This window comes from Citrobacter sp. Igbk 17 (assembly GCF_028069775.1).
GTDB lineage: Bacteria > Pseudomonadota > Gammaproteobacteria > Enterobacterales > Enterobacteriaceae > Citrobacter.
Map to the genome: position 1 here is coordinate 39,206 of NZ_JANEWI010000008.1, position 20,554 is coordinate 59,759.

Consider the following 20,554-nt stretch of genomic DNA (forward strand, 5'->3'; position numbering starts at 1 on the left):
TTCAGGAAGTACCCGACTGGGCTTGCGCACCGCTTTTTAGCTCGCTTCCAGCATACCAAAGCTCACTATTCGCGAACGCCCCAGCTCTTTTGCACGATACAGCGCGACATCCGCGGCACGTAACAGGTTATCGCTCTGGGCGTGCTGCGGGTAGCTGGCGACACCAATAGAAACATCAACGTGACCGATATCAGAGACGCCAAAGCTGAGCGTCAACTCGCGTACGCCGTTATAAATGTCCGTCGCAAAACGATTGGCCGCTTCTTCATCCATACCGGCAAGTAGAACCAAAAACTCTTCACCACCGTAGCGGAAGGCCATTCCGTGGTCGTGAACAACGCGCTGAATAATTGCAGCGATACTTTTTATCACACCATCACCTGCCTCATGACCAAAACGGTCGTTGATGCTTTTGAAGTGATCGATATCGATCATCAGGCAACTGATCGGTTCCTGGTTGTGGACAGCCTGACTCATCTGGGTACGCAGAGTGTCTTCAAGGTGATGGCGATTGCGCAGGCCGGTCAGTGGGTCATAAAGCGCTTTTTCCAGTAGTGCATCGCGCAGACGTTGGTTGGCCAATGCCAGTCCAAGTGCCTCGGCCAGCAGCTCCAGATAAGCACGGGAAGGGGCAGAATTGTCGCTGAGATTCTGGAATGAGAGCAGGCCGATGGCTTCACCCTGGGCGATCAACGGTACGCACAGGGTATGATCCTGACACGACTCAGGCAGGTGGTAGCAGGCGATATCCGGCTCACCTTGCACGGGAGGATGACTTTGCCCACGGCGCACAGCCCAGCATTCATCCGGATGGAAAGGGTCTGCTTTGCCCTGCGGCGAGAGCCACTCGGCGGCACAGCGCATGTGCCAGGCTTCCCGATCAAGAATGTAGAGCCGTCCGGCAACGCCTGGGGCAATGTTCGGGGCAAAAAGCTGCGCGACATTGATAACATCGGCAAAGTTTTCGCAGCCCTGTAAACGCTGGGTCATACGAGCCAACAGTTCGCGGATTGCCCAGTCGGCATCCCGCTCTTTCTCCAGCCGCTGCCGCGCAAGTCCGTTCTCGCGAAAAATGCGAATGGCTTGCGCCATATCGCCAATCTCATCAATCTGATTAAAGTTAGGTGTTTCTACGGCATAATCCTGCGATGCGAGGCGGTGAACCACGTCGCTGAGACGCACAACCGGACGCAGTACGCGGCGTTTCAAAATAAAACCGAGGACAAACAAAAACAGCAGCGCGGTTAATCCGACCATGACTTCAGAGAGCGTACGCAGTATGCGGGATGTCCTGGTGGCATCGTCAATGCTGTTACGTACACGGTTATCGAGCAACTGCCGGAAATGATCTATCCTCACCTGTGCCCGTTCCAGCTCCTGTTCATAGGCTTTGCCGTAGAGCAGCGCGATAGCCTGTGACGTTTCTCCGCGGGCCATACTGGCGAGCGCCGTTGCTTGCTCTTCCTGTAGCGCATCGACAATTTGTAATCCTTCATGCAGCAGCGCCAGTTCTTCACCTGTCGCACCGACGTCTTTTAATTTTGTTAACCGCAGCTCAACCGCTTTTAGCGACGACGCCTTCTGACGATAGGCGTTCAGCGCCTCTGGATCTTTAGCGATCACGTACTCGCGAGCTAAATCGGACAATGACCAGGCATCGAGCTCTACCTCTTCGGTTAGCTGATCAAATTTATACCGCTGCTCTACCACCTGACGTTCAGTATTGTCTGCTCCGGATGCCATCAGCATAACAACGCCGGAGGCAATGGTCAGGCATACCGTCGCACTGTAAGCCCAGTTGGTGATTGTGGCTATTCGCACTTTTTCGTTCCTTCTGCGACGATTAATGAATAAGCATGATTGAAATTATAGGAAACGTATGATTTTGCGTGAAAACAAAAGGCGACCCGAGGCCGCCCCTTGTTATCGTCATGCCATCATAAATCTGGAGGGGTTTTTCCTTCTTCCATGAACGCTTCATCGATACCTTCTACGTTGCCTTCATGATCACGTCCGGAGAACAGATTCCAACTGGCCAAAAATAGTGCGGCGATCAACGGGCCAATCACAAAACCGTTGATACCGTATATCTCCATCCCACCGAGAGTGGTAATCAATATCAGGTAGTCCGGCATTTTGGTGTCTTTTCCTACCAGTAACGGGCGCAGGATATTGTCCACCAGTCCGACAATAATGACGAAAAATCCGACAATAAACAGCCCTTGCCACAGCTGGTGGGTGGCGAAGAGGAAAATGGCGGCGGGGACCCAGACTATTGCCGAGCCAACCGCGGGCACCAGCGAGAGAAATGCCATTAGTGCGCCCCACAAAATGCTGCCGTCGATGTCGACAATGGCGAAAGCAATGCCGCCAAGCGTGCCCTGTACGACAGCGACAACCGCCGTGCCTTTGACTGTCGCCCGTGTGACACCCACGAATTTGGCAAACAAGTGCTGCTTGGCAAAATCGGACAGCGGTAAGGAATCCAGAATCTGACGCACCAGATACGGTCCATCTTTCAGCAGGAAAAATAGCAGGTACAGCATGATGCCAAAGCTGATGGCGAAGCCAAAGGTTCCTTTACCAATCAGGAAAGCACTGCCTGCGAGGTACTGCCCGCCCTGCAGCGCAATGTCGGAGAGTTTTTTCTGGATCTGCGCGACATCATCCAGATTGTGTTCTGCGAGGAACCCTCTGGCCCAGTCAGGAAGATAAGAAAGAATAGAACTGACCACTTCCGGAAACTGTGTATTGTTTTGCTGCAACTTGGTGTAAACCACATTCAGTTCGATTGCCAACGATGACAGAATCACCATCAGAGGAATAAAAACAATCAAACAGATAATCCCGATAGTGATTAACGATGCCAGACCGTTACGTTCGCCAAGCGCACTGCGCAGTTTGTTTTTCACCGGGTTAAAGATAGTCGTCAGAATTGCAGCCCACAAGATTGCGGAGAAGTAGGGGGACAACACGTCGAAAAACGCCCAGGTCACGAGGGCAAGAATGAAAATGAAGAAACCTTTGGTCAGTCCGTTAAATCGCATTAGTGAATCCTGTAACTGAGAAGCAGTCTCGACTATAGAACTGTTCAGCAGAATTACCAACTGTGGATGTTGATTCCAGCTTAACGCCGCCTTGATGATCAAACAGTGAACTCAGAGCAAAAAATTGCCCCGTGTTCCTGTCTCTGTCAGGGGTGAGCGAATGAACTATCTACGCGTCGAGAAATGGGGCAATGTGTCTGGAAAGCCAAAATTTATCCGTTGTCGATTCAAACAAACCACAGCAATTGTCTCGTTTCACACAGCCAGTACAGGCTATATTCCAGCTATTTTTAAAATCACTGATACTCTGCTTACAATATGTATAGGTATCAGGATTCACGAGGCAAAGAGGGAGATTAAAAACACGTACGTCAATCCCATATAGCTGAAAAATTTCAATTGCAGCTGAAAGCTTGTCTTTATAATCCCATGGATCGATAAATACTGTTTCCCGATTCAGCTTTGCATAACCCATATTTTCCATGCCCATCAGGGCGACATGTTTTACGAAGAAAAGATTACGCGAGATATACTCGGCTAGTGCTTTCAGATAGGGTACGGTTGCCTTGTTTAATACGACGCGTAGTTCGATACTGATCCCCTGTTTGTAACAGTTCAGAAGCCCTTCAATCGTTTGATTAAAAGCGCCGTCGGACTGAACTACGTAGTCATGTATTTCAGATACATGACCAAAAAGAGGGATCCCCACGAGCAACTGATGCCTCCCCGCTCGAGCCAGACGTGCGGTGTAGTATTCATCAGAGAGATATCGTCCATTTGTCAGGAGATGGATTAGGGTTTGGGGCATTTTTACTGAAATACCATCTACAATGCGCAGTAACCCGTCGTCGAGCATTGTTGGCTCACCACCGGTAATACAGAGAGATGAGGGAGCGTGCTCATTATCAATCAGGGCGAGCGTCTGCAGGATCCGTTGTTCAATAGCGCCATGATTAACCTGTGATTGTGGTTTAGGTGGCTGCGGGCACATTATACAAAGATTGTTGCACGCTTCGGTCACTAAGAACGCGTTGTTTTGTGAAGATGCCCGGAAGTAGCGATGAATCCTCCCTCGCTCGCTAACGGAGATAATATCTCCCTGGCTAAATACGACATCGGCCGCAACAACAATGACTGGAATTGTTTTCTGCAATTTAATCATATTCAGACGGGAGTCGTGGTTTGTACATATTACCGCGCTGACAAGGTCTAATGACGGCAGAGAGTCTTGTTGGTTTGGTGGTAGGTAGAGAATAGTATCGGCCTGGTTTATCTGAAAATCGGTTACAACCTTACCGAAAAGCGGGGCGTTTAAGTGCAGCGTGTTCTCTGCCTGCACAGAAAGAAAGAGTGTATCTTTTGCGTACGGTGTATTCATTTCATGCCCCACTGCATCAACAGACGACGTGTGTCGTCATCGCCCTCGGTGAATTTTTTGATAACCATCGCGATAATTCCTTTGTTTTTCAAACAGAAATCATCTTTTCCAGGATGTCCATATACCGAACCCGTTACCTGATATCTGCGAATTGGGTCTGCGCCGCAATAAGGTGCGAATGCGCAATCTGAACAGACAGGTAAGCAATCATTCACACCAGAGGCAGCTAATTCTTGCATTACAGGGCCAAAGAAGAGTTCTTCACGGCTACTTTCGAAAATATTGCCCATTCTGAAGTGTTGGTCACCCATTTCAGCCATCATGCGGCTTTCATCACTGGGGTAGATATTCCCGTCGTAGTTATACAACGTGACGCCAAAACCAGAACCACAGGGAGACTGAAGATCGACAAAGCCGGTTGCCCACGGGGTCATGAGCTTTTTCATTATCAGGCTGGCATAGGATTCACGAAAGGGAATACCCTGACGATTGAGGTGAATAATATAATCGAGACACGTTTCATAAAATGCCAAAAATTGAGCGGTGCTGTAGCCAATTTTGTGAAAATATTTATGGGCAAAACCATATGGGTTAAGTTCCCGAATAAAGATACTGCGAAACCCATGCTTCACATATTCATCAATAATCGCATGCGGCATTTCGAGGCTTTGCCGGGTTGTCGTCATTAATGCGCTGACCTTGTCAAAAGCATTTTGCTGTTTAATTTTACCCAGTGTTGAGATCAGCGCATTCCAGGCGCCTGTGTTTGCATATCTACGATTCGCATCATGCAACTCTTGTGGGCCATCCAGTGACGTACTGATTGAGAAATCATGCGTAATGAGAAATTCAAGATCGCTATCGTTCAGCTCGCACAGGTTAGTACAAACGACAAACTGAATATCCTTCTGTGTATTTTTCTGTTTAACCAGTGCGACAGCCTGCCTGATAAGTGGCATATTGAGTGTGGACTCACCACCCTGAAATTCCAGCGTTAACTTATCTGCTGGCATCGACAAAAATAGTTCGATGCTCTTTTCCATCACTGCAGGGCTCATGTCATAGCGCGCCTGATCTGACTGGCAACTTTTACGTGATGCCTGGCAGTATACACACGAGTTATTACAGCGTACGGTCAAAACAAAAATATGCAATTGAGAGAAGTTCTCGATAAACGCTTTTTTCGTTCGATAGCGTGAGGCTAATAATGCAATATTTCCCGTGTCATTATGCTCGCAGACAATGTGCCTGGCTTTCAGTTCATACCAAAGCGACTCATCTTCAATTTTTTCTTTATTTGTTAGCGCGATAAGTTGTTCGGGTTGCAGACAAATCCACTCACCATAATCTGTCGACAGGAAATAGCATCCATTGTCCAGCAAACTAAAGCGGAATGGCAGAAGACGATATGACTCGTGGGAGAATTTCTCGGGAAGCTGGAATTTAACGCTCATTATTCATGATATCCTGTATGCTTAACTCAAGGATGTTATTGAGGAAGGCGTTTATAATCTGCGAGCGTTCTTCGTCATACTCCTGTTTCACATTCATTATGAGCAACATTTCCTCTCCGGCAACAGACTCAACACGCATAAAGTCAGAAAACTGCTGCGTCATATCAGCAACAGCTTCCAGGGAATAAAACTCAGGGTCTAATGTAATCTTCATGGAATCATACTGCCGACGTAATGATATTTAGAGTGTCATTGTGGGACTTGTTGTTAATAAGTGCTGTTGCCGGAGCGAAAGCTTTTTTTACAATTTCTTCATGTAAAACAGATGTTTCTTGATAAATTATCTGGCGCATCTGGTTTTCGGTAAGGGATTGTAAAAATTGCCTGATTCCAGCATCTATATGCTGATTGTTGTGATCCTCATTTTTGCTGTAAAAACAGATCCCAGTTGTGTTATTAGCGACTTTCACAACATGGATATAATAATTATCTGTAAAAGCATAACAAGTCTTCATTATCGCTTCACGACTGTAAATTTCTTTATCCAGTGATAGCAGAAAGAAGTCACCTAACGCATTGGTACCTTGCACAACATTTTCCATCATCATTACCTTTAGGTTGGCCAGCGTTGCTGCTGGCCGTGAGTATTAGCACGTTGAGCCTGGTGTGCAGGAATAGTGGCTGGAATGGCTGGCATGACTGGAGTGGCTGTAATGCGCAGCGAAGGCTTGCCCATCAAGAGATGGCTTCGCCAGGATGATGGCGGTATTGGTTTGTTGTGCCGTATGGTTAACTACGGTTTGCATTTGCGTTGTCGAAACCGGGGCTCCGCTACTGCTGGATGCCATTGCTGGTGCACTCACACCTGCCATAACCCCGGCAACTATACCTGCGACAATAGGTGTAATGTTTTTATTTGAAAGTTCGTTAACGGAACCTTTTGCTACTTTCGGCAAAACCTTCATTTTTAATCCTTACCAAAGGTGAGTTGATAACGGCGTTGTTATCTTTAACATAATAAACCGCTGCTACATTTGGTTCGCGAGTTATATTTNTTAAATATTTGATTTGAATCATTAGAAAATAAACTACTGAGCTAATGTAAATAAGTTGGTATTAGGGGGATTTAACCATGGTTAGGCATTTAGATAAAATGTGTACACAGATATGTTACACTGAATTAATGTCTACATTAACGCCATGCTGTGATAGATGATTAAGCTGTGTTAATTTCTTATCCTGGCTATTGATTATATCTCTCTCAGTTTTCTCAATGTGCTGGTCACGGATAATTCAAACTCCAAAGCCATGTCATCTGACATAATAGATTGTATTTCCTCAAAGTCATCCCGGTGCATAGTGAGTATTGACCTGATGGAAAGATCTGGGTGAGCAGCATGCAGATTAAAAGCATAATCAATTACCTTGTTGGTTTTTAGGTGAATTGACTTGTTTTCATCATAACTAACGAAATTAATTGGGTTTTCTTTTTTATAAGCCGGTGGTTCAATGGATGAGAGTTCATGCGTTTCTTGAGACTTTGGCGGGAATGGTTTGCTCTGGTTGAACACCCAACTAAAAATATACAGGCTGATTATTATCGGTAGTACAGGGGTGACAAACACGGATGTGGAAAGACTTGTGTTGTTATGTAAGAAGTAGGCAAACGTATCGCTTACAGATATCGCTTTGTTTATGGAAAGATCCAATGCCAGTAGGTATAGTACAAAAACGGCTGCAGCATAACACCATAGGAATGCTTGCCAGAATGCCATGTCTTTGAAGTAATTAGTTGCCCATTTATATTTAAAATACAGCATGCCGATACTAATGATAATGACAGATAACACAGTCGTGCCATTATAACCTTCGGTGTAGAGTGCACCGGGTGAAATAATGCCGAAAAGGCATATAAGCCCCAATACTAGCTGTTTTATTGTAGACATGACTATGGCCGAAGAACAATGGATGGTTAATGATAATTATTTGTTCCAGATATGCAAATGGAAAATATGTGTATTAATGTACACATTGACTTGAGTCTCACGATTCATACCGTATATTTAATAACGGTTCTGTAAAAGAACAGCATGGTATTTATCATATGCTCAACATTATCTCATCGAAAGTAGACAATTTCCAATGCCACCGCATTGGGTTGATTATCGTCCTTTCATGAAGCGAGTTGATTCGCCAGCCGGTTGAAAATTCGTTATGATCCACCCCCACTTTTTAGTCTGGTTGTCTGATGTCTACGATTCTCGACTCCTTTGTTGCTCCGCCGTGCCATGACGAAATAGAGATCCTTTACCAGGATGAACATCTGCTGCTTATCAATAAACCCAGTGGGTTACTGAGTCTGTCGGGGAAAAATCCGCAAAATCTCGACTCAGTGCACTATCGCCTGGTACAGATATACCCGGGCTGCACGCTGGTGCACCGGCTTGATTTCGGTACTTCAGGTCTGATGGTCGTTGCACGCAATAAAGCAATCAATGCTGCGCTCTGTCAGCAGTTCAGCCAACGCTCGGTGACTAAGGTGTACAGCGCATTGTTATGTGGACACCTTAAACAGGATGAAGGTGTGATTGATGCTGCCATTGCCAAAGATCCTGCACTGTTTCCGTTGATGTCGATTAGTGCAATTAGCGGTAAGCCTGCGCGCTCCCGTTTTCGGGTGATTGAGCGCTTCAATCAACGACTGAAGGATGGAAGGTCACTGCCCCTGACGCGGGTGCAACTGATGCCGGAGACCGGACGAACCCATCAGCTACGTCTTCACTGTCAGCATTTGGGTCATCCGATCTGGGGCTGTGATCTTTATGGTGGCCGCGAGTGGCCTGGCACGGAGCAGACGTCACGGCTGATGTTACACGCTAGCGAATTGCGCCTGGTACATCCCATCAGCAAAGAACAAATCAATATCTGCCATGCCAGCCCATTTTAACCCGGCGGCTATTACGGTGTTATCTTGCTGCACGTTGCAGAATGACGGCTGACGGCTGGCGTTGCAGAAAACGCATCCGCAGCATCATCAACACCGCGGCAGAGGTCAGGCCAATAATAAAGCCCATCCAGAAGCCCGCTGGCCCCATGCGGTCGACGACCAGATCGGTGAGCGCAAGAATATATCCACTTGGCAAACCCAGCACCCAGTACGCCGTGAAGGTGATAAAGAAAATGGAACGCGTATCTTTATAACCACGCAGGATCCCGCTGCCAATAACCTGAATTGAGTCCGAAATCTGGTACACGGCAGCCAGTAACATCAGCTGTGCAGCCAGTGTGACAACTTCAGGATTATTGTTGTAGAGCAGGGCGATGTGCTCGCGCAATGTGACGGTGAAAATGGCGGTCATCATCGCCATACATACGCCGACACCTAAACCTGTTCTGGCTGCGGTCTGTGCATCCAGCGTTGATCCCTGACCCAGGCGGTATCCCACACGAATGGTGACGGCAGCAGCCAAAGACATCGGCAAGACAAACATTAATGAGCTGAAGTTCAGCGCGATTTGGTGTCCGGCGACGTCGACAATCCCCAGAGGGGAGACCAACAGCGCCACCACGGCAAACAGCGTGACTTCAAAAAATAATGCCAGCGCAATGGGCAAACCCAACTGCACCAGGCGTTTCATCACTACGGTGTCAGGTTTCTGGAAGCCACTGACATTACGGATGTCGCGCATTGATCGGGCGCGTTTTACGTAAGAAAGCATGGCGGCAAACATCACCCAATATACCGCCGCCGTTGCCACACCACAGCCTACGCCGCCCAGTTCTGGCATACCTAAATGGCCATAGATGAAAACATAGTTAACCGGAATGTTCACCAGCAGGCCGAGAAAACCCATTACCATTGCCGGTTTGGTCTTGGCCAGACCTTCGCACTGGTTACGGGCAACCTGGAAGAATAAATATCCGGGCGCACCCCATAGCAGCGCACGCAGATAGCCAACGGCTTTGTCGGCCAGCGCAGGATCAATGTTATGCATAGAGCGGATAATGTGTCCCGCATTCCAAAGCACAATCATAATCAGAACGGATACCATCCCCGCCAGCCAGAAACCCTGACGTATTTGATGAGCAATTCGATCGCGGCGTCCGGAACCGTTAAGTTGCGCAATCACTGGCGTCAGCGCCAGCAACAGTCCGTGGCCAAACAAAATTGCGGGTAGCCAGATGGACGTACCAATAGCAACGGCAGCCATGTCCGTCGCGCTGTATCCGCCGGCCATCACGGTATCGACGAACCCCATTGCGGTTTGAGCGATTTGCGCAAGAATCACCGGAATTGCCAGAGCTAATAACTGACGCGCTTCACTTACATACTTTTGCACGTGTACACCACTATATTGTTGTTATTTGAGAGACTAAAAAAGCCGCCTTATATGGCAGCAAGGAGAAAATGCAGGGGAAATTTCAGTCTATTGTAGCGAGGAATCCGTATTTCTCCAGTGAAAAAATAGGCGGGAGTGGCGCATTGCTGGCAACCTGATTTTCCACCTGCTATTGTGCACAGCAGAGATGTCTTAATTGAGTTCAGGAGTTACAGGTATGTTTACGGGTATTGTGCAGGGCACCGCGAAACTGGTGTCGATTGATGAAAAACCGAATTTTCGCACACATGTAGTGGAGTTACCTGAATACATGTTAGAAGGGCTGGAGACCGGCGCATCGGTGGCACACAACGGTTGTTGTCTGACGGTGACCGAAATTAACGGTAACCAGATAAGCTTCGATCTGATGAAAGAAACGCTGCGTATCACTAATCTGGGGGACCTGAACGTCGGGGATCTGGTCAACGTTGAACGTGCGGCAAAATTCAGCGATGAGATCGGCGGACATCTGATGTCGGGCCATATTATGACTACCGCTGAAGTATCTAAAATTCTGACCTCTGAAAATAATCGTCAGGTGTGGTTTAAAGTTCAGGATCCGTCGCTGATGAAATACATCCTGTACAAAGGATTTATCGGTATTGACGGTATTAGCCTGACGGTAGGTGAGGTAACACCGACACGTTTTTGCGTGCATTTGATTCCGGAAACTCTGGAACGTACAACGCTGGGCAAGAAAAAACTGGGTGCACGAGTCAATATCGAAATTGACCCGCAAACACAGGCCGTTGTTGATACGGTTGAACGTGTACTGACCGCGCGTGAAAGCGCGATGAGTAACGTGACTGGCGAAGCGGGCGTTTAAGTCGGAATAAAAAGCCCCCGCGAGTTCGGGGGCGATGCTGTCTAACGGGGAACGCGGAGCCCGTGTTCAACGCCACGAGAGAACACAACCTGCCACAGCTGAATGTCGCGCGCGCGAAATGCGCCAGCACACGCATTCAGGTAATAACTGAACATCCGTTTAAAACGCTCACTATAGTTGTCGGCAATTTCTGGCCAGGCGGTCATGAAACGCTCATGCCAGGCCATCAGAGTGGTATCGTAATCCGCACCAAAGTTATGCCAGTCTTCCATCACGAAATGTGGCTCGCTGGCGTTAGCAATCTGGCGAACTGACGGTAAACAGCCGTTCGGGAAGATGTACTTATTGATCCACGGATCAACATTATTGTCGGTTTTTTTAGAGCCGATGGTATGCAGCAAAAAAAGACCATCTTGCTTTAAATTGCGGTCAACTACGTCAAAATAGGTGTTGTAGTTTTTCGGTCCCACATGCTCAAACATACCAACGGAAACGATACGGTCGAACCGGTCATTCAGGTCGCGGTAGTCCTGCAGCAAAATCGTGACATCCAACCCTTCACAGCGCGTCTGCGCCATTTTTTGCTGTTCTGCTGAAATCGTCACGCCAGTCACGCTCACCCCGTATTGTGACGCCATGAACTGGGACAAGCCTCCCCAGCCGCAGCCAATATCGAGTACGCGCATACCAGGCTTCAATTGCAATTTCTCGGCAATCATTTTTAGCTTCGCCTGCTGGGCAGATTCCAGGGTATCGGCATCTTTCCAGTAGGCGCAGGAATATTGCATGTAGGGATCAAGCATGCGGGTAAAGAGATCGTTGCCAAGATCGTAGTGTTCTTTGCCAACGACCCAGGCACGTTTTTTGGTTTGTAAATTAAACAGACGGGCCGTTGCGATACGTAGCGTATCTCTGAAGTGGCGGGGGAGTTGGTTTTCAAGACCTGCACGCAGGACTTTGCTAAAAAACATATCCAGCCGATCGCATTCCCACCAGCCGTCCATATAACTTTCACCTAAACCCAACGATCCTTCCTGCAACACGCGTTTGAAAAAGTCGGGGTTTTTAACGCGAATATCTGCCGGTGCCGGGCCATTAATGGTAATGCCTGCACGGCTCAATAACTCATTGGTGATTCGGTACCAGTCATCATCCGGTACGCTGACGTCTTCTATACATGATGAACTCATAGCTTCTCCATCACTGGTCGGTGATCAGAACCTTAAAACAGCGTAGACGCTTTTTTGGGCTTTGTGAGAAATCTCACGGAATTAATCCGCGAATCTATAATCCGACGTAGAACAGAGGAAGGGAGGAACCCTTGCCGAAAAGGCCATCCATGGAAAAACGGGAACCTGCTTGTTCCCGTTACTCTATAAATCTTATCGTTTTATTAACAACCGAAAATCAGTATAGGCCTGAATTTTTGGCTATTCAACCGATAATTGTTAGCGGGCTAACTAAATGCCTGCAACAATGATTAATGTGACTCACCGTGGGCAATTTGCGCGCTCTCATCCGGCAAGGATGTGTTGTCAGTCTGTGACTGCATTTTGTAGCCTAGCGCGGCCAGCAGCACTGTCGTCAGCATAACGCTGGTGGTGGTGAGCAGCGGCGTGCTGATTAGCCACGAAACGACCAGGCTTGCCAGGAAGCATAGTCCCAGTTGCAGCGTGTTCTGCAGCGCAGCGGCACGGCCTGTAGCCTGAGGGAATGGACGCAGCGCCTGGGCGACAACGATAGGGTAGATTGCCCCGTTTGCAATGGCCATCACGCAGAATGGGATCAGGATTTCAGCCAACGCAACGTGATGAATAAAGCCAGTAGCCCAGGTGGCGATAACGCTAATGGCATACAGGATAAGTAACCACGGCAGAAGCTGGCGACCCTGCCATTTTTGCAGTGCCGCACGGCAGCCGTAACCACCGATCAAAAATGCAATAGTTTGCGGGACATAGCTCAGACCAATCACCGCCGGGCTATAGCCCATTTCACTAAGGATAAACGGTGAACCCGTCAGCCATGCGAAGAAGCTCGCGGAACATGCTGCGTAAATCAGTACATTTCCACGGTATGTTTTGGAGCGCAGCAGCGTAGCGAACGTCAGTTTATCCTGGCTATCATCGCGTGCTTTTGCCGTTGGTTTTAAGCGCAGGGCCGGCAACATCAGGAGCAGGGTAATCGCAAAAAGGGTGGCAAAAATGGCCTGCCAGGAAAAATGTACCAGGATCCAACTGCCTAATAACGGTGCAAGTGCAGGAGACAATCCGACCAGCGGCATAATGGTGGCAAAGATGCGGTTTACTTTTTGTGAAGGATAATAATCGGTAACCAGCGCCTGCCAGATAACCGAAGCCGCACAGACACCAACGGCCTGAATAAAGCGCAGCACCAGTAAGCCGGTGGCGTTTTCTACCCACAACATACCCAGGCTGCCCAGCGCGAAGATGGATAAGCCCAGCATCAAAATCGGTTTACGACCATAGTGGTCGGAGAGTGGCCCCCACAAAAGTTGTGCAACGGCAAAACCCGCTAAGAACAAACTAAGGCTGGCACTCACGGCAGAAGCGGGTGTCTGTAAATCGGACTGAATAGCAGCAAAGGCGGGCAAATACATATCCGTTGCCAGAAAACCTAGCACGCTAAGACCTGCCAGCCAGACTAAAAACCCTTTTCCTGGTTGCATTATCGTTTCTCTTTTTAGCAATAGAACATTGCCGCTGAGTGTAGTGAGTGTAATTCTCGCTGTGAAACGCTAATATTTGCTTACTGATTTCAAATTTTTTGCAGGCAGAGCATGTGGTCGGAATATTCACTTGAGGTGGTTGATGCAGTGGCGCGTAACGGTAGCTTTAGTTCCGCTGCTCAGGAGTTGCACCGCGTACCTTCGGCGGTAAGCTACACGGTGCGCCAACTGGAAGAGTGGCTGGCTGTGCCTCTTTTTGAACGCCGTCATCGGGACGTGGAATTAACGCCTGCTGGCGCGTGGTTTTTAAAAGAAGGTCGGTCTGTTATCAAAAAAATGCAGATCACCCGTCAGCAATGTCAACAAATCGCCAATGGCTGGCGAGGACAGCTGGCGATTGCGGTAGATAATATTGTGCGTCCAGAACGGACCCGACAGATGATTGTGGATTTCTACCGCCATTTCGATGATGTGGAACTTCTGGTCTTTCAGGAGGTGTTTAATGGCGTCTGGGACGCGCTGTCGGATGGTCGCGTGGAGTTAGCTATCGGAGCAACGCAGGCCATTCCGGTAGGGGGACGCTATACGTTCCGGGATATGGGAATGCTGAGCTGGAGTTGCGTGGTAGCCAGTCATCATCCGTTGGCGGCGATGCCGGGACCGATCAGTGACGATACGTTGCGCAACTGGCCATCGCTGGTACGCGAAGACACCTCCCGCACACTGCCGAAACGTATTACATGGTTGCTGGACAACCAAAAACGCGTTGTGGTTCCTGACTGGGAATCCTCGGCCACCTGCTTGTCAGCCGGACTCTGTGTCGGGATGGTACCGACGCATTTTGCAAAACCGTGGATCGATAGCGGAAAATGGGTGGCGTTACAGCTGGAAAATCCGTTCCCGGATGCCGCTTGTTGCCTGACCTGGCAGCAGAACGATACGTCGCCTGCACTGAGCTGGTTACTGGACTACCTGGGGGATAGTGAGACGCTGAATAAAGAGTGGCTGCGGGAACCGGATGAGGCTCCCGCACAACTGACTTAACGACGATAATCGCGGAATGGACCGTCGGCAACGGAACGACGTTCTACCAGGCGTGGGTGCACCTCGATAGACTGCGATTCTTCACGTTTATTCACGATTCGGTCTAACAGCATGTTGAAGGCCGTTTCACCCAGTGAATCTTTTGGCTGATGGATGGTTGTCAGCGCAGGGGTGAAGTATCGGGCGTTGCGTACGTTGTCGTAACCGATAACTGAGATATCCTGCGGTACGCGCAGTCCCATCTCGTCTGCGGCACACAGCGCACCCATCGCCATAATATCGCCACCACAGAATACGGCGGTTGGGCGATGCGACTGGGAGAGGATTTGCTGCATAGCGCGGTAGCCGGATTCAGGTTCGAAATCACCCTGGACAATCCAGTTTTCGGGAACTTTAATCAGAGCCTCTTCCATCGCTTTCATGAAGCCAGCCAGGCGGCCTGCGCCGGTATTACGCTCCATGGGACCTGGGATCACGCCGATCTCACGATGACCGCGCTCAATCAGATACCGGCCTGCCATGTAACCACCTTCAAAAGCGTTATCAATGACGGTATCGGTAAAGTCGGCTTTTGCCTCGCCCCAGTCCATGACCACCATTGGAATATGGCGATACTCTTCGAGCATGGAAAGCAGTGATTCCGGGTACTCTGAACACATTACCAACAGGCCATCTACGCGCTTTTGCGCCATCATAGACAGGTAGGCCTGCTGTTTTTCAAGACTGTTCCAGGCGTTGCCCAGAATCAGTGTGTAGCCTTTCTGGAAACAATTCTTCTCAACAGCCTCGATAATTTCGGCGAAATAGGCAGCTTCACTGCTGGTTGCCAACAAACCGATCGATTTGGTGTGATTCACCTTCAGGCTACGTGCAACTGCGCTAGGGGAGTAGTGCAGTTCTTTAATCGCTGCCCAGACAGCGTTGCGCGTTTCTTCTGCGACAAAGCGCGTTTTGTTAATTACGTGTGATACGGTTGTAGTGGAAACGTTTGCTCGCTTCGCTACATCTTTAATAGTTGCCATTACATCTCACTCCAGACCATATCCTAAGCTCCTGAGAATACTCCAGGTAAACGTTTGCCTTCACACACCCTCAACGCAACGTCAGGGTTGCGGCACGCCGGGAAAACGACACGGAACGTCAGGAAGGGGTCAATGGCCGGTACGCTAATCAAGTAAGCGTGGAATTTTGTCTGATCTTAACGAAAAGGGGAAGAGTTAAAAGCAGTTATCAATATAAATCGTGAGAGATTTTTGCTTTCAAGTGTGTAAAAATGCGCAATATCACTTTTTGTGTGGGAATAAAAAGGAGAAAACTTGATGAGCACCGATCTGAAATTTTCGTTAGTGACGACCATAATTGTTCTGGGCCTGATTGTTGCGGGTGGCCTGACTGCAGCACTGCACTGATTTCCCCCGGGGGAGTTCACTCTCCCTCATCCTTTCTGCTTGTCTTTCCCTTCCTATTTTTTGCAAATAAGCAAAAGTCTTTTGCAGTTTTGTTAACTTTATTAATTTTGCGATCAATGTCATGCTTTTGACTCTTATGATGTGTCGTGCCAAGGCTCGACGTTACGGAGTCGATAGATGAAAATAAATTATCCTTTACTGACGCTGGCGATAGGTGCGTTTGGCATTGGAACGACCGAATTCTCTCCCATGGGATTGCTACCCGTCATTGCCAAAGGCGTGGATGTTTCCATTCCGGCCGCAGGGATGTTAATCAGCGCGTATGCGGTAGGCGTGATGGTTGGCGCACCGCTGATGACCTTACTGCTGTCCCATCGTGCGCGTCGCAATGCGCTTATCTTCCTGATGGCCATTTTTACATTGGGTAATGTGCTTTCGGCGATATCTCCGGATTACACGACGCTGATGCTGTCGCGCATTTTGACCAGTCTTAACCACGGGGCATTTTTTGGCCTCGGCTCGGTTGTGGCGGCAAGCGTTGTCCCCAAACATAAACAGGCCAGCGCCGTTGCGACTATGTTTATGGGGCTAACGATCGCGAATATTGGCGGTGTTCCCGCGGCAACCTGGCTTGGGGAAACCATCGGCTGGCGTATGTCCTTTATGGCGACGGCGGGACTAGGCATTATCGCGATGGTCAGTCTGTTCTTCTCGTTACCGAAAGGCGGGGCAGGTGAGCGCCCTGATGTGCGCAAAGAACTGGCTGTATTAATGCGTCCACAAGTGGTGTCAGCTTTACTGACGACCGTTCTGGGGGCCGGAGCGATGTTTACGCTTTATACCTACATCTCACCCGTGCTGCATAGCATTACTCATGCTACGCCGGCGTTTGTCACCGGTATGCTGGTGCTGATTGGCGTTGGGTTCTCTATCGGTAACTATCTGGGCGGTAAACTGGCTGACCGTTCGGTTAACGGTACGCTGAAAGGCTTTTTATTGCTGCTGATGGTTATTATGCTGGCGATACCTTTCCTTGCACGTAATGAGCTGGGTGCGGCCGTGAGTATGGTGGTGTGGGGCGCAGCAACGTTTGCGGTGGTTCCGCCGCTGCAGATGCGTGTGATGCGCGTTGCCAGTGAGGCACCTGGATTGTCATCGTCAGTGAATATTGGCGCGTTTAATCTGGGGAATGCCCTGGGAGCGGCCGCCGGTGGGGCGGTAATTTCCGGAGGGTTGGGCTACAGTTTCGTCCCGGTAATGGGGGCGATTGTGGCGGGACTTGCGCTACTGCTGGTCTTTGTCTCGGCAAGAAAGCAAGCGGAAGAAGTCTGCAACGCAACGAATTAAAAACAAAAACGCAGAAGGGAACCCCTTCTGCGTTGTCATTTTATGCTGCGAAGTTTTTCGCAACAAATTCCCAGTTCACCAGTGCCCAGAAGTGTTCCAGGTAGCCAGGACGGGCATTACGATAATCGATGTAGTAAGCATGTTCCCACACGTCAACGGTCATCAGAGGCGTCGCGTCAGTCGTCAGCGGTGTACCTGCGTTGGAGGTGGATACGATAGCCAGTTTGCCATCCGTTCCTTTTACCAGCCAGGTCCAGCCAGAACCGAAATTCTTGATAGCGGCATCGGTGAATTGTGCTTTGAAGTCTGCAAAGCTGCCAAAGGAGGCGGCAATCGCTTCGGCCAGTTTACCGGTCGGCTCGCCGCCTGCGTTTGGTGCCAGGCAGTTCCAGTAGAACGTGTGGTTCCATACCTGTGCTGCGTTATTGAATACACCACCTTCAGAGCTACGTACGATCTCTTCCAGTGATTTACCTTCAAACGCGGTGCCTTTAATCAGGTTATTCAGATTGGTCACGTAGGTTTGATGGTGTTTGCCATAGTGGTATTCCAGCGTTTCGGCAGAAATGTGCGGTGCTAGAGCATCTTTGGCATACGGTAATGCAGGTAATTCGAACGACATTGCTTCTCTCCTTATTATTTATAGTGAGTACACACAATAGCCTCATTGTGAGTAAGGATAGGGTAGCAAATTGAAAGGTTATGCAAAAGAAGAACTTACCCTACAGCATATTCTGTAGGGTAAGTTTTTAGCGAATTGTTTTCGGCGTCATCACACGGCGAGCGCCCACGTAGTGGCGTTGCCAGTAATCTTCGCTCAGAGAGGTTATTTGAATTTCCTGACCGCTGCGTGGAGACTGGATAAATTTACCATTGCCAACATAGACGCCAACGTGGTCGGCGGTACCGCGACCTTGCGTGCGGAAGAAGACCAGATCACCGTTTTTCAGTTCACCACGTTCAATCGGCGCAGCGTCGCGCAGGTGATACATTTCATTGGCGGTACGCGGGATGCGGAACTTCACCAGATCTTTGTATGCGTAATAAACCAGCCCGCTGCAATCAAAACCGGTTCTGGGTGATGTGCCACCCCAACGGTAAGGTTTACCGATTTGGTTCATCAGGGTAGACATAGCGGTTTTGGTTGCTTTCTGTACTTTTACTTTATGTACATCCGCAACGGCTGTTGGTGCAGTCGTCTTCACTTTTACACAACGTGGCTTATGACCTTTGCGCGGGGTACATTTTTCAGTCCAGGTGACGGCAGGGGTTTGTATTGCCGCTGTTTTACTGCGACGGTTTGCTGTTTTCGTCGATTTTGCCGGAGTTGCTGTGCGTTTTTTGGAAGAGGAAGCCGTTTTCGTACTGGTTTTACTGGTGTTTTTTGTCGCCGTTTTCTTGTTGGTTTTTGTTGCTTTCTGGCTGGTTGTTGCGCTTTTCTTTTTATCTACCGTCTTGACGGTGTGGGAAGCGGTAGGTGTCGTCCTGGCCTGCTTGGAAGCATGAGCCATAGGCGTAAAAGGCAGTGTGGTAAAAAGTAAAGCACAGAGCGTGATCGAGATTCGGTTTATCCGCGCCACTGAGCAGTCCTCTGGTAAGGCAGGTCTATCGTGCCTGCGTGTGATTTTCAAAACTTGACGATTCTAATCTATAGAAAGAGGGAAAGTTAATAGCTTTTTTCGTTTAAAACTACGTTTCGTAACCGACCGCAAAAAAAAACAGCAATTCAAGGCGTAATTGGTGAACAGATAATCAAATCCCCATGCTTTACGCGGATAAGTGAGATTGTGAATGCAACTTTTAACGACAGGCGATAAAATAATATCGCGTAATGAAAATGTTATTTTCCGTTACCTGCCTGACCCGCTACAATGTCAGACTACTGCCGTAAAAGAAGTTTAAGGAAGCAAGATAATGAGCACCACTATCGAAAAAATCCAGCGCCAGATCGCTGAAAACCCGATTCTCCTGTACATGAAAGGTTCCCCAAAACTGCCAAGCTGCGGTTTCTCTGCTCAGGCTGTGCAGGCGTTGTCCGCCTGTGGCGAACGTTTTGCTTATGTTGATATTCTGCAGAACCCGGATATTCGCGCCGAGCTGCCGAAATATGCCAACTGGCCGACTTTCCCACAGCTGTGGGTTGATGGTGAACTGGTAGGCGGCTGTGACATTTTAATTGAAATGTACCAGCGCGGTGAGTTGCAGCAGTTGATTAAAGAAACTGCAGCGAAATACAAAACCGAAGAGCCGGACGCTGAGTAACCAGCAAAAATAAAAAAGCGACCTCAGCAGGTCGCTTTTTTTATGCCGCCGTTACGCCTCTTCGGGCACTGGCAGAGGCCAGCCGCCGAGACGTTTCCAGCGGTTAACAATTTCGCAGAACAGAACGGCTGTCCGTTCGGTGTCATACAGCGCCGAGTGCGCCTGAGTCCCATCAAACTCCATTCCTGCAGCCAGACAGGCTTTTGACAGTACGGTTTGCCCCAACGACAGGCCGCTTAATGCTGCCGTATCAAAGGTGACGAAGGGGTGAAACGGATTACGTTTCAGAGAGGCACGTTCTGCCGCTGCCATCATAAAACTGTGATCAAATGTCGCATTGTGCGCCACCATGATAGCCCGATTACAGCCGCTATCTTTGATACCTTTACGTACCATTTTAAAGATGGCATGCAGCGCGTCGTACTCGCTGACGGCGCCACGCAACGGGTTGCTGGGGTCGATGCCGTTAAATGCCAGCGCTTCGGGTTGTAAATTCGCCCCTTCAAACGGTTCAACGTGGAAATGTAACGTCATGTCCGGCATCAGCCAGCCCTGTTCATCCATTTTCAGTGTGATGGCGGCAATTTCAAGCAGCGCATCGGTTTTGGCGTTAAATCCTGCTGTTTCGACGTCAATGACGACAGGATAAAAACCACGAAAACGGTCACACAGACCGGAAAGTTGAGCGTTATCGGACATCTGGGTCTCTTAATACGGGAAAA

At 49.0% G+C, this 20,554-nt stretch carries 21 protein-coding genes; 6 read left to right on the top strand and 15 right to left on the bottom strand.

Translation table 11 applies throughout. The annotated features are described in order from the left end of the window. Positions 1-36 precede the first annotated feature (36 nt). From NNO08_RS06860 to NNO08_RS06895, 8 genes are all read right to left on the bottom strand, one after another. Entirely contained in the window at positions 37-1,821 is a 1,785-nt protein-coding gene (locus NNO08_RS06860; protein WP_271456411.1) for a sensor domain-containing diguanylate cyclase, read from the bottom strand. Positions 1,822-1,937: 116 nt separating this feature from the next. Continuing rightward, complete coding sequence (locus NNO08_RS06865) at positions 1,938-3,047, bottom strand: AI-2E family transporter (protein WP_271440582.1); 1,110 nt, start codon at positions 3,045-3,047, stop codon at positions 1,938-1,940. Between the two features lie 169 nt (positions 3,048-3,216). Beyond that, positions 3,217-4,425 (bottom strand): His-Xaa-Ser system radical SAM maturase HxsC, encoded by a 1,209-nt coding sequence (hxsC, locus tag NNO08_RS06870; protein ID WP_271456412.1) that lies wholly within the window; start codon positions 4,423-4,425, stop codon positions 3,217-3,219. Further along, on the bottom strand, positions 4,422-5,879 hold the full coding sequence (gene hxsB, locus NNO08_RS06875) for a His-Xaa-Ser system radical SAM maturase HxsB (protein ID WP_271456413.1): 1,458 nt from the start codon (positions 5,877-5,879) through the stop codon (positions 4,422-4,424). Before hxsB ends, hxsC begins: the two co-directional genes overlap by 4 nt. Further along, positions 5,869-6,093, bottom strand: coding sequence for a hypothetical protein (locus NNO08_RS06880; protein ID WP_271456414.1), 225 nt, complete (start codon positions 6,091-6,093; stop codon positions 5,869-5,871). Before NNO08_RS06880 ends, hxsB begins: the two co-directional genes overlap by 11 nt. Positions 6,094-6,097: 4 nt before the next feature. After that, positions 6,098-6,481 carry a His-Xaa-Ser system protein HxsD gene (gene hxsD / locus NNO08_RS06885; protein ID WP_212734694.1) on the bottom strand — a complete coding sequence of 128 codons (384 nt, stop codon included), beginning with the start codon at positions 6,479-6,481 and terminating at the stop codon, positions 6,098-6,100. Between the two features lie 45 nt (positions 6,482-6,526). Then, positions 6,527-6,844 carry a hypothetical protein gene (locus NNO08_RS06890; RefSeq protein ID WP_271456415.1) on the bottom strand — a complete coding sequence of 106 codons (318 nt, stop codon included), beginning with the start codon at positions 6,842-6,844 and terminating at the stop codon, positions 6,527-6,529. A 285-nt stretch (positions 6,845-7,129) separates the two neighbouring features. Then, positions 7,130-7,825 carry a hypothetical protein gene (locus NNO08_RS06895; RefSeq protein WP_271456416.1) on the bottom strand — a complete coding sequence of 232 codons (696 nt, stop codon included), beginning with the start codon at positions 7,823-7,825 and terminating at the stop codon, positions 7,130-7,132. A 302-nt stretch (positions 7,826-8,127) separates the two neighbouring features. Here NNO08_RS06895 and NNO08_RS06900 point away from each other — a divergent pair, with 302 nt between their 5' ends. Then, positions 8,128-8,826 carry an RluA family pseudouridine synthase gene (locus tag NNO08_RS06900; protein WP_271456417.1) on the top strand — a complete coding sequence of 233 codons (699 nt, stop codon included), beginning with the start codon at positions 8,128-8,130 and terminating at the stop codon, positions 8,824-8,826. A 19-nt stretch (positions 8,827-8,845) separates the two neighbouring features. On the opposite strand, the gene mdtK is transcribed toward NNO08_RS06900, so the two are convergent. Continuing rightward, on the bottom strand, positions 8,846-10,219 hold the full coding sequence (gene mdtK, locus NNO08_RS06905) for an MdtK family multidrug efflux MATE transporter (protein ID WP_271456418.1): 1,374 nt from the start codon (positions 10,217-10,219) through the stop codon (positions 8,846-8,848). A gap of 217 nt (positions 10,220-10,436) precedes the next feature. On the opposite strand from mdtK, the gene NNO08_RS06910 reads away from it, so the two are divergent. Further along, positions 10,437-11,084 carry a riboflavin synthase subunit alpha gene (locus tag NNO08_RS06910; RefSeq protein WP_271456419.1) on the top strand — a complete coding sequence of 216 codons (648 nt, stop codon included), beginning with the start codon at positions 10,437-10,439 and terminating at the stop codon, positions 11,082-11,084. Between the two features lie 41 nt (positions 11,085-11,125). Here NNO08_RS06910 and cfa read toward each other — a convergent pair whose 3' ends face one another. Both cfa and punC read right to left on the bottom strand, forming a co-directional pair. Further along, the gene (gene cfa, locus NNO08_RS06915) at positions 11,126-12,274 is read right to left on the bottom strand and encodes a cyclopropane fatty acyl phospholipid synthase (protein ID WP_271456420.1); all 1,149 of its coding nucleotides are present in this window, start codon (positions 12,272-12,274) and stop codon (positions 11,126-11,128) included. A gap of 290 nt (positions 12,275-12,564) precedes the next feature. Further along, positions 12,565-13,770, bottom strand: a complete 1,206-nt coding sequence (gene punC / locus NNO08_RS06920; RefSeq protein ID WP_271456421.1) for a purine nucleoside transporter PunC — start codon at positions 13,768-13,770, stop codon at positions 12,565-12,567. 111 nt (positions 13,771-13,881) lie between these two features. Between punC and punR the strand changes: the two genes are divergently transcribed. Further along, complete coding sequence (gene punR, locus NNO08_RS06925) at positions 13,882-14,814, top strand: DNA-binding transcriptional activator PunR (protein WP_271456422.1); 933 nt, start codon at positions 13,882-13,884, stop codon at positions 14,812-14,814. Here the strand turns inward: punR and purR are convergent. Continuing rightward, on the bottom strand, positions 14,811-15,836 hold the full coding sequence (gene purR / locus NNO08_RS06930; RefSeq protein WP_137381283.1) for an HTH-type transcriptional repressor PurR: 1,026 nt from the start codon (positions 15,834-15,836) through the stop codon (positions 14,811-14,813). The genes punR and purR overlap by 4 nt on opposite strands. A 297-nt stretch (positions 15,837-16,133) precedes the next feature. Here purR and cydH point away from each other — a divergent pair, with 297 nt between their 5' ends. Then, the gene (gene cydH, locus NNO08_RS06935) at positions 16,134-16,223 is read left to right on the top strand and encodes a cytochrome bd-I accessory subunit CydH (RefSeq protein WP_003029209.1); all 90 of its coding nucleotides are present in this window, start codon (positions 16,134-16,136) and stop codon (positions 16,221-16,223) included. A gap of 177 nt (positions 16,224-16,400) precedes the next feature. Beyond that, positions 16,401-17,570, top strand: a complete 1,170-nt coding sequence (locus tag NNO08_RS06940) for an MFS transporter (protein ID WP_271456423.1) — start codon at positions 16,401-16,403, stop codon at positions 17,568-17,570. A 40-nt stretch (positions 17,571-17,610) separates the two neighbouring features. Here NNO08_RS06940 and sodB read toward each other — a convergent pair whose 3' ends face one another. After that, positions 17,611-18,192: a superoxide dismutase [Fe] gene (gene sodB / locus NNO08_RS06945; RefSeq protein WP_048211764.1), complete on the bottom strand. Its 582-nt coding sequence runs from the start codon at positions 18,190-18,192 to the stop codon at positions 17,611-17,613. Positions 18,193-18,319: 127 nt separating this feature from the next. Next, positions 18,320-19,150 (bottom strand): C40 family peptidase, encoded by an 831-nt coding sequence (locus NNO08_RS06950; protein WP_137381281.1) that lies wholly within the window; start codon positions 19,148-19,150, stop codon positions 18,320-18,322. A 334-nt stretch (positions 19,151-19,484) separates the two neighbouring features. Here NNO08_RS06950 and grxD point away from each other — a divergent pair, with 334 nt between their 5' ends. After that, positions 19,485-19,832, top strand: coding sequence for a monothiol glutaredoxin 4 (gene grxD / locus NNO08_RS06955; protein ID WP_003832760.1), 348 nt, complete (start codon positions 19,485-19,487; stop codon positions 19,830-19,832). Between the two features lie 51 nt (positions 19,833-19,883). Here grxD and rnt read toward each other — a convergent pair whose 3' ends face one another. Further along, entirely contained in the window at positions 19,884-20,531 is a 648-nt protein-coding gene (gene rnt / locus NNO08_RS06960) for a ribonuclease T (RefSeq protein WP_137381280.1), read from the bottom strand. Between the last annotated feature and the right edge of the window lie 23 nt (positions 20,532-20,554).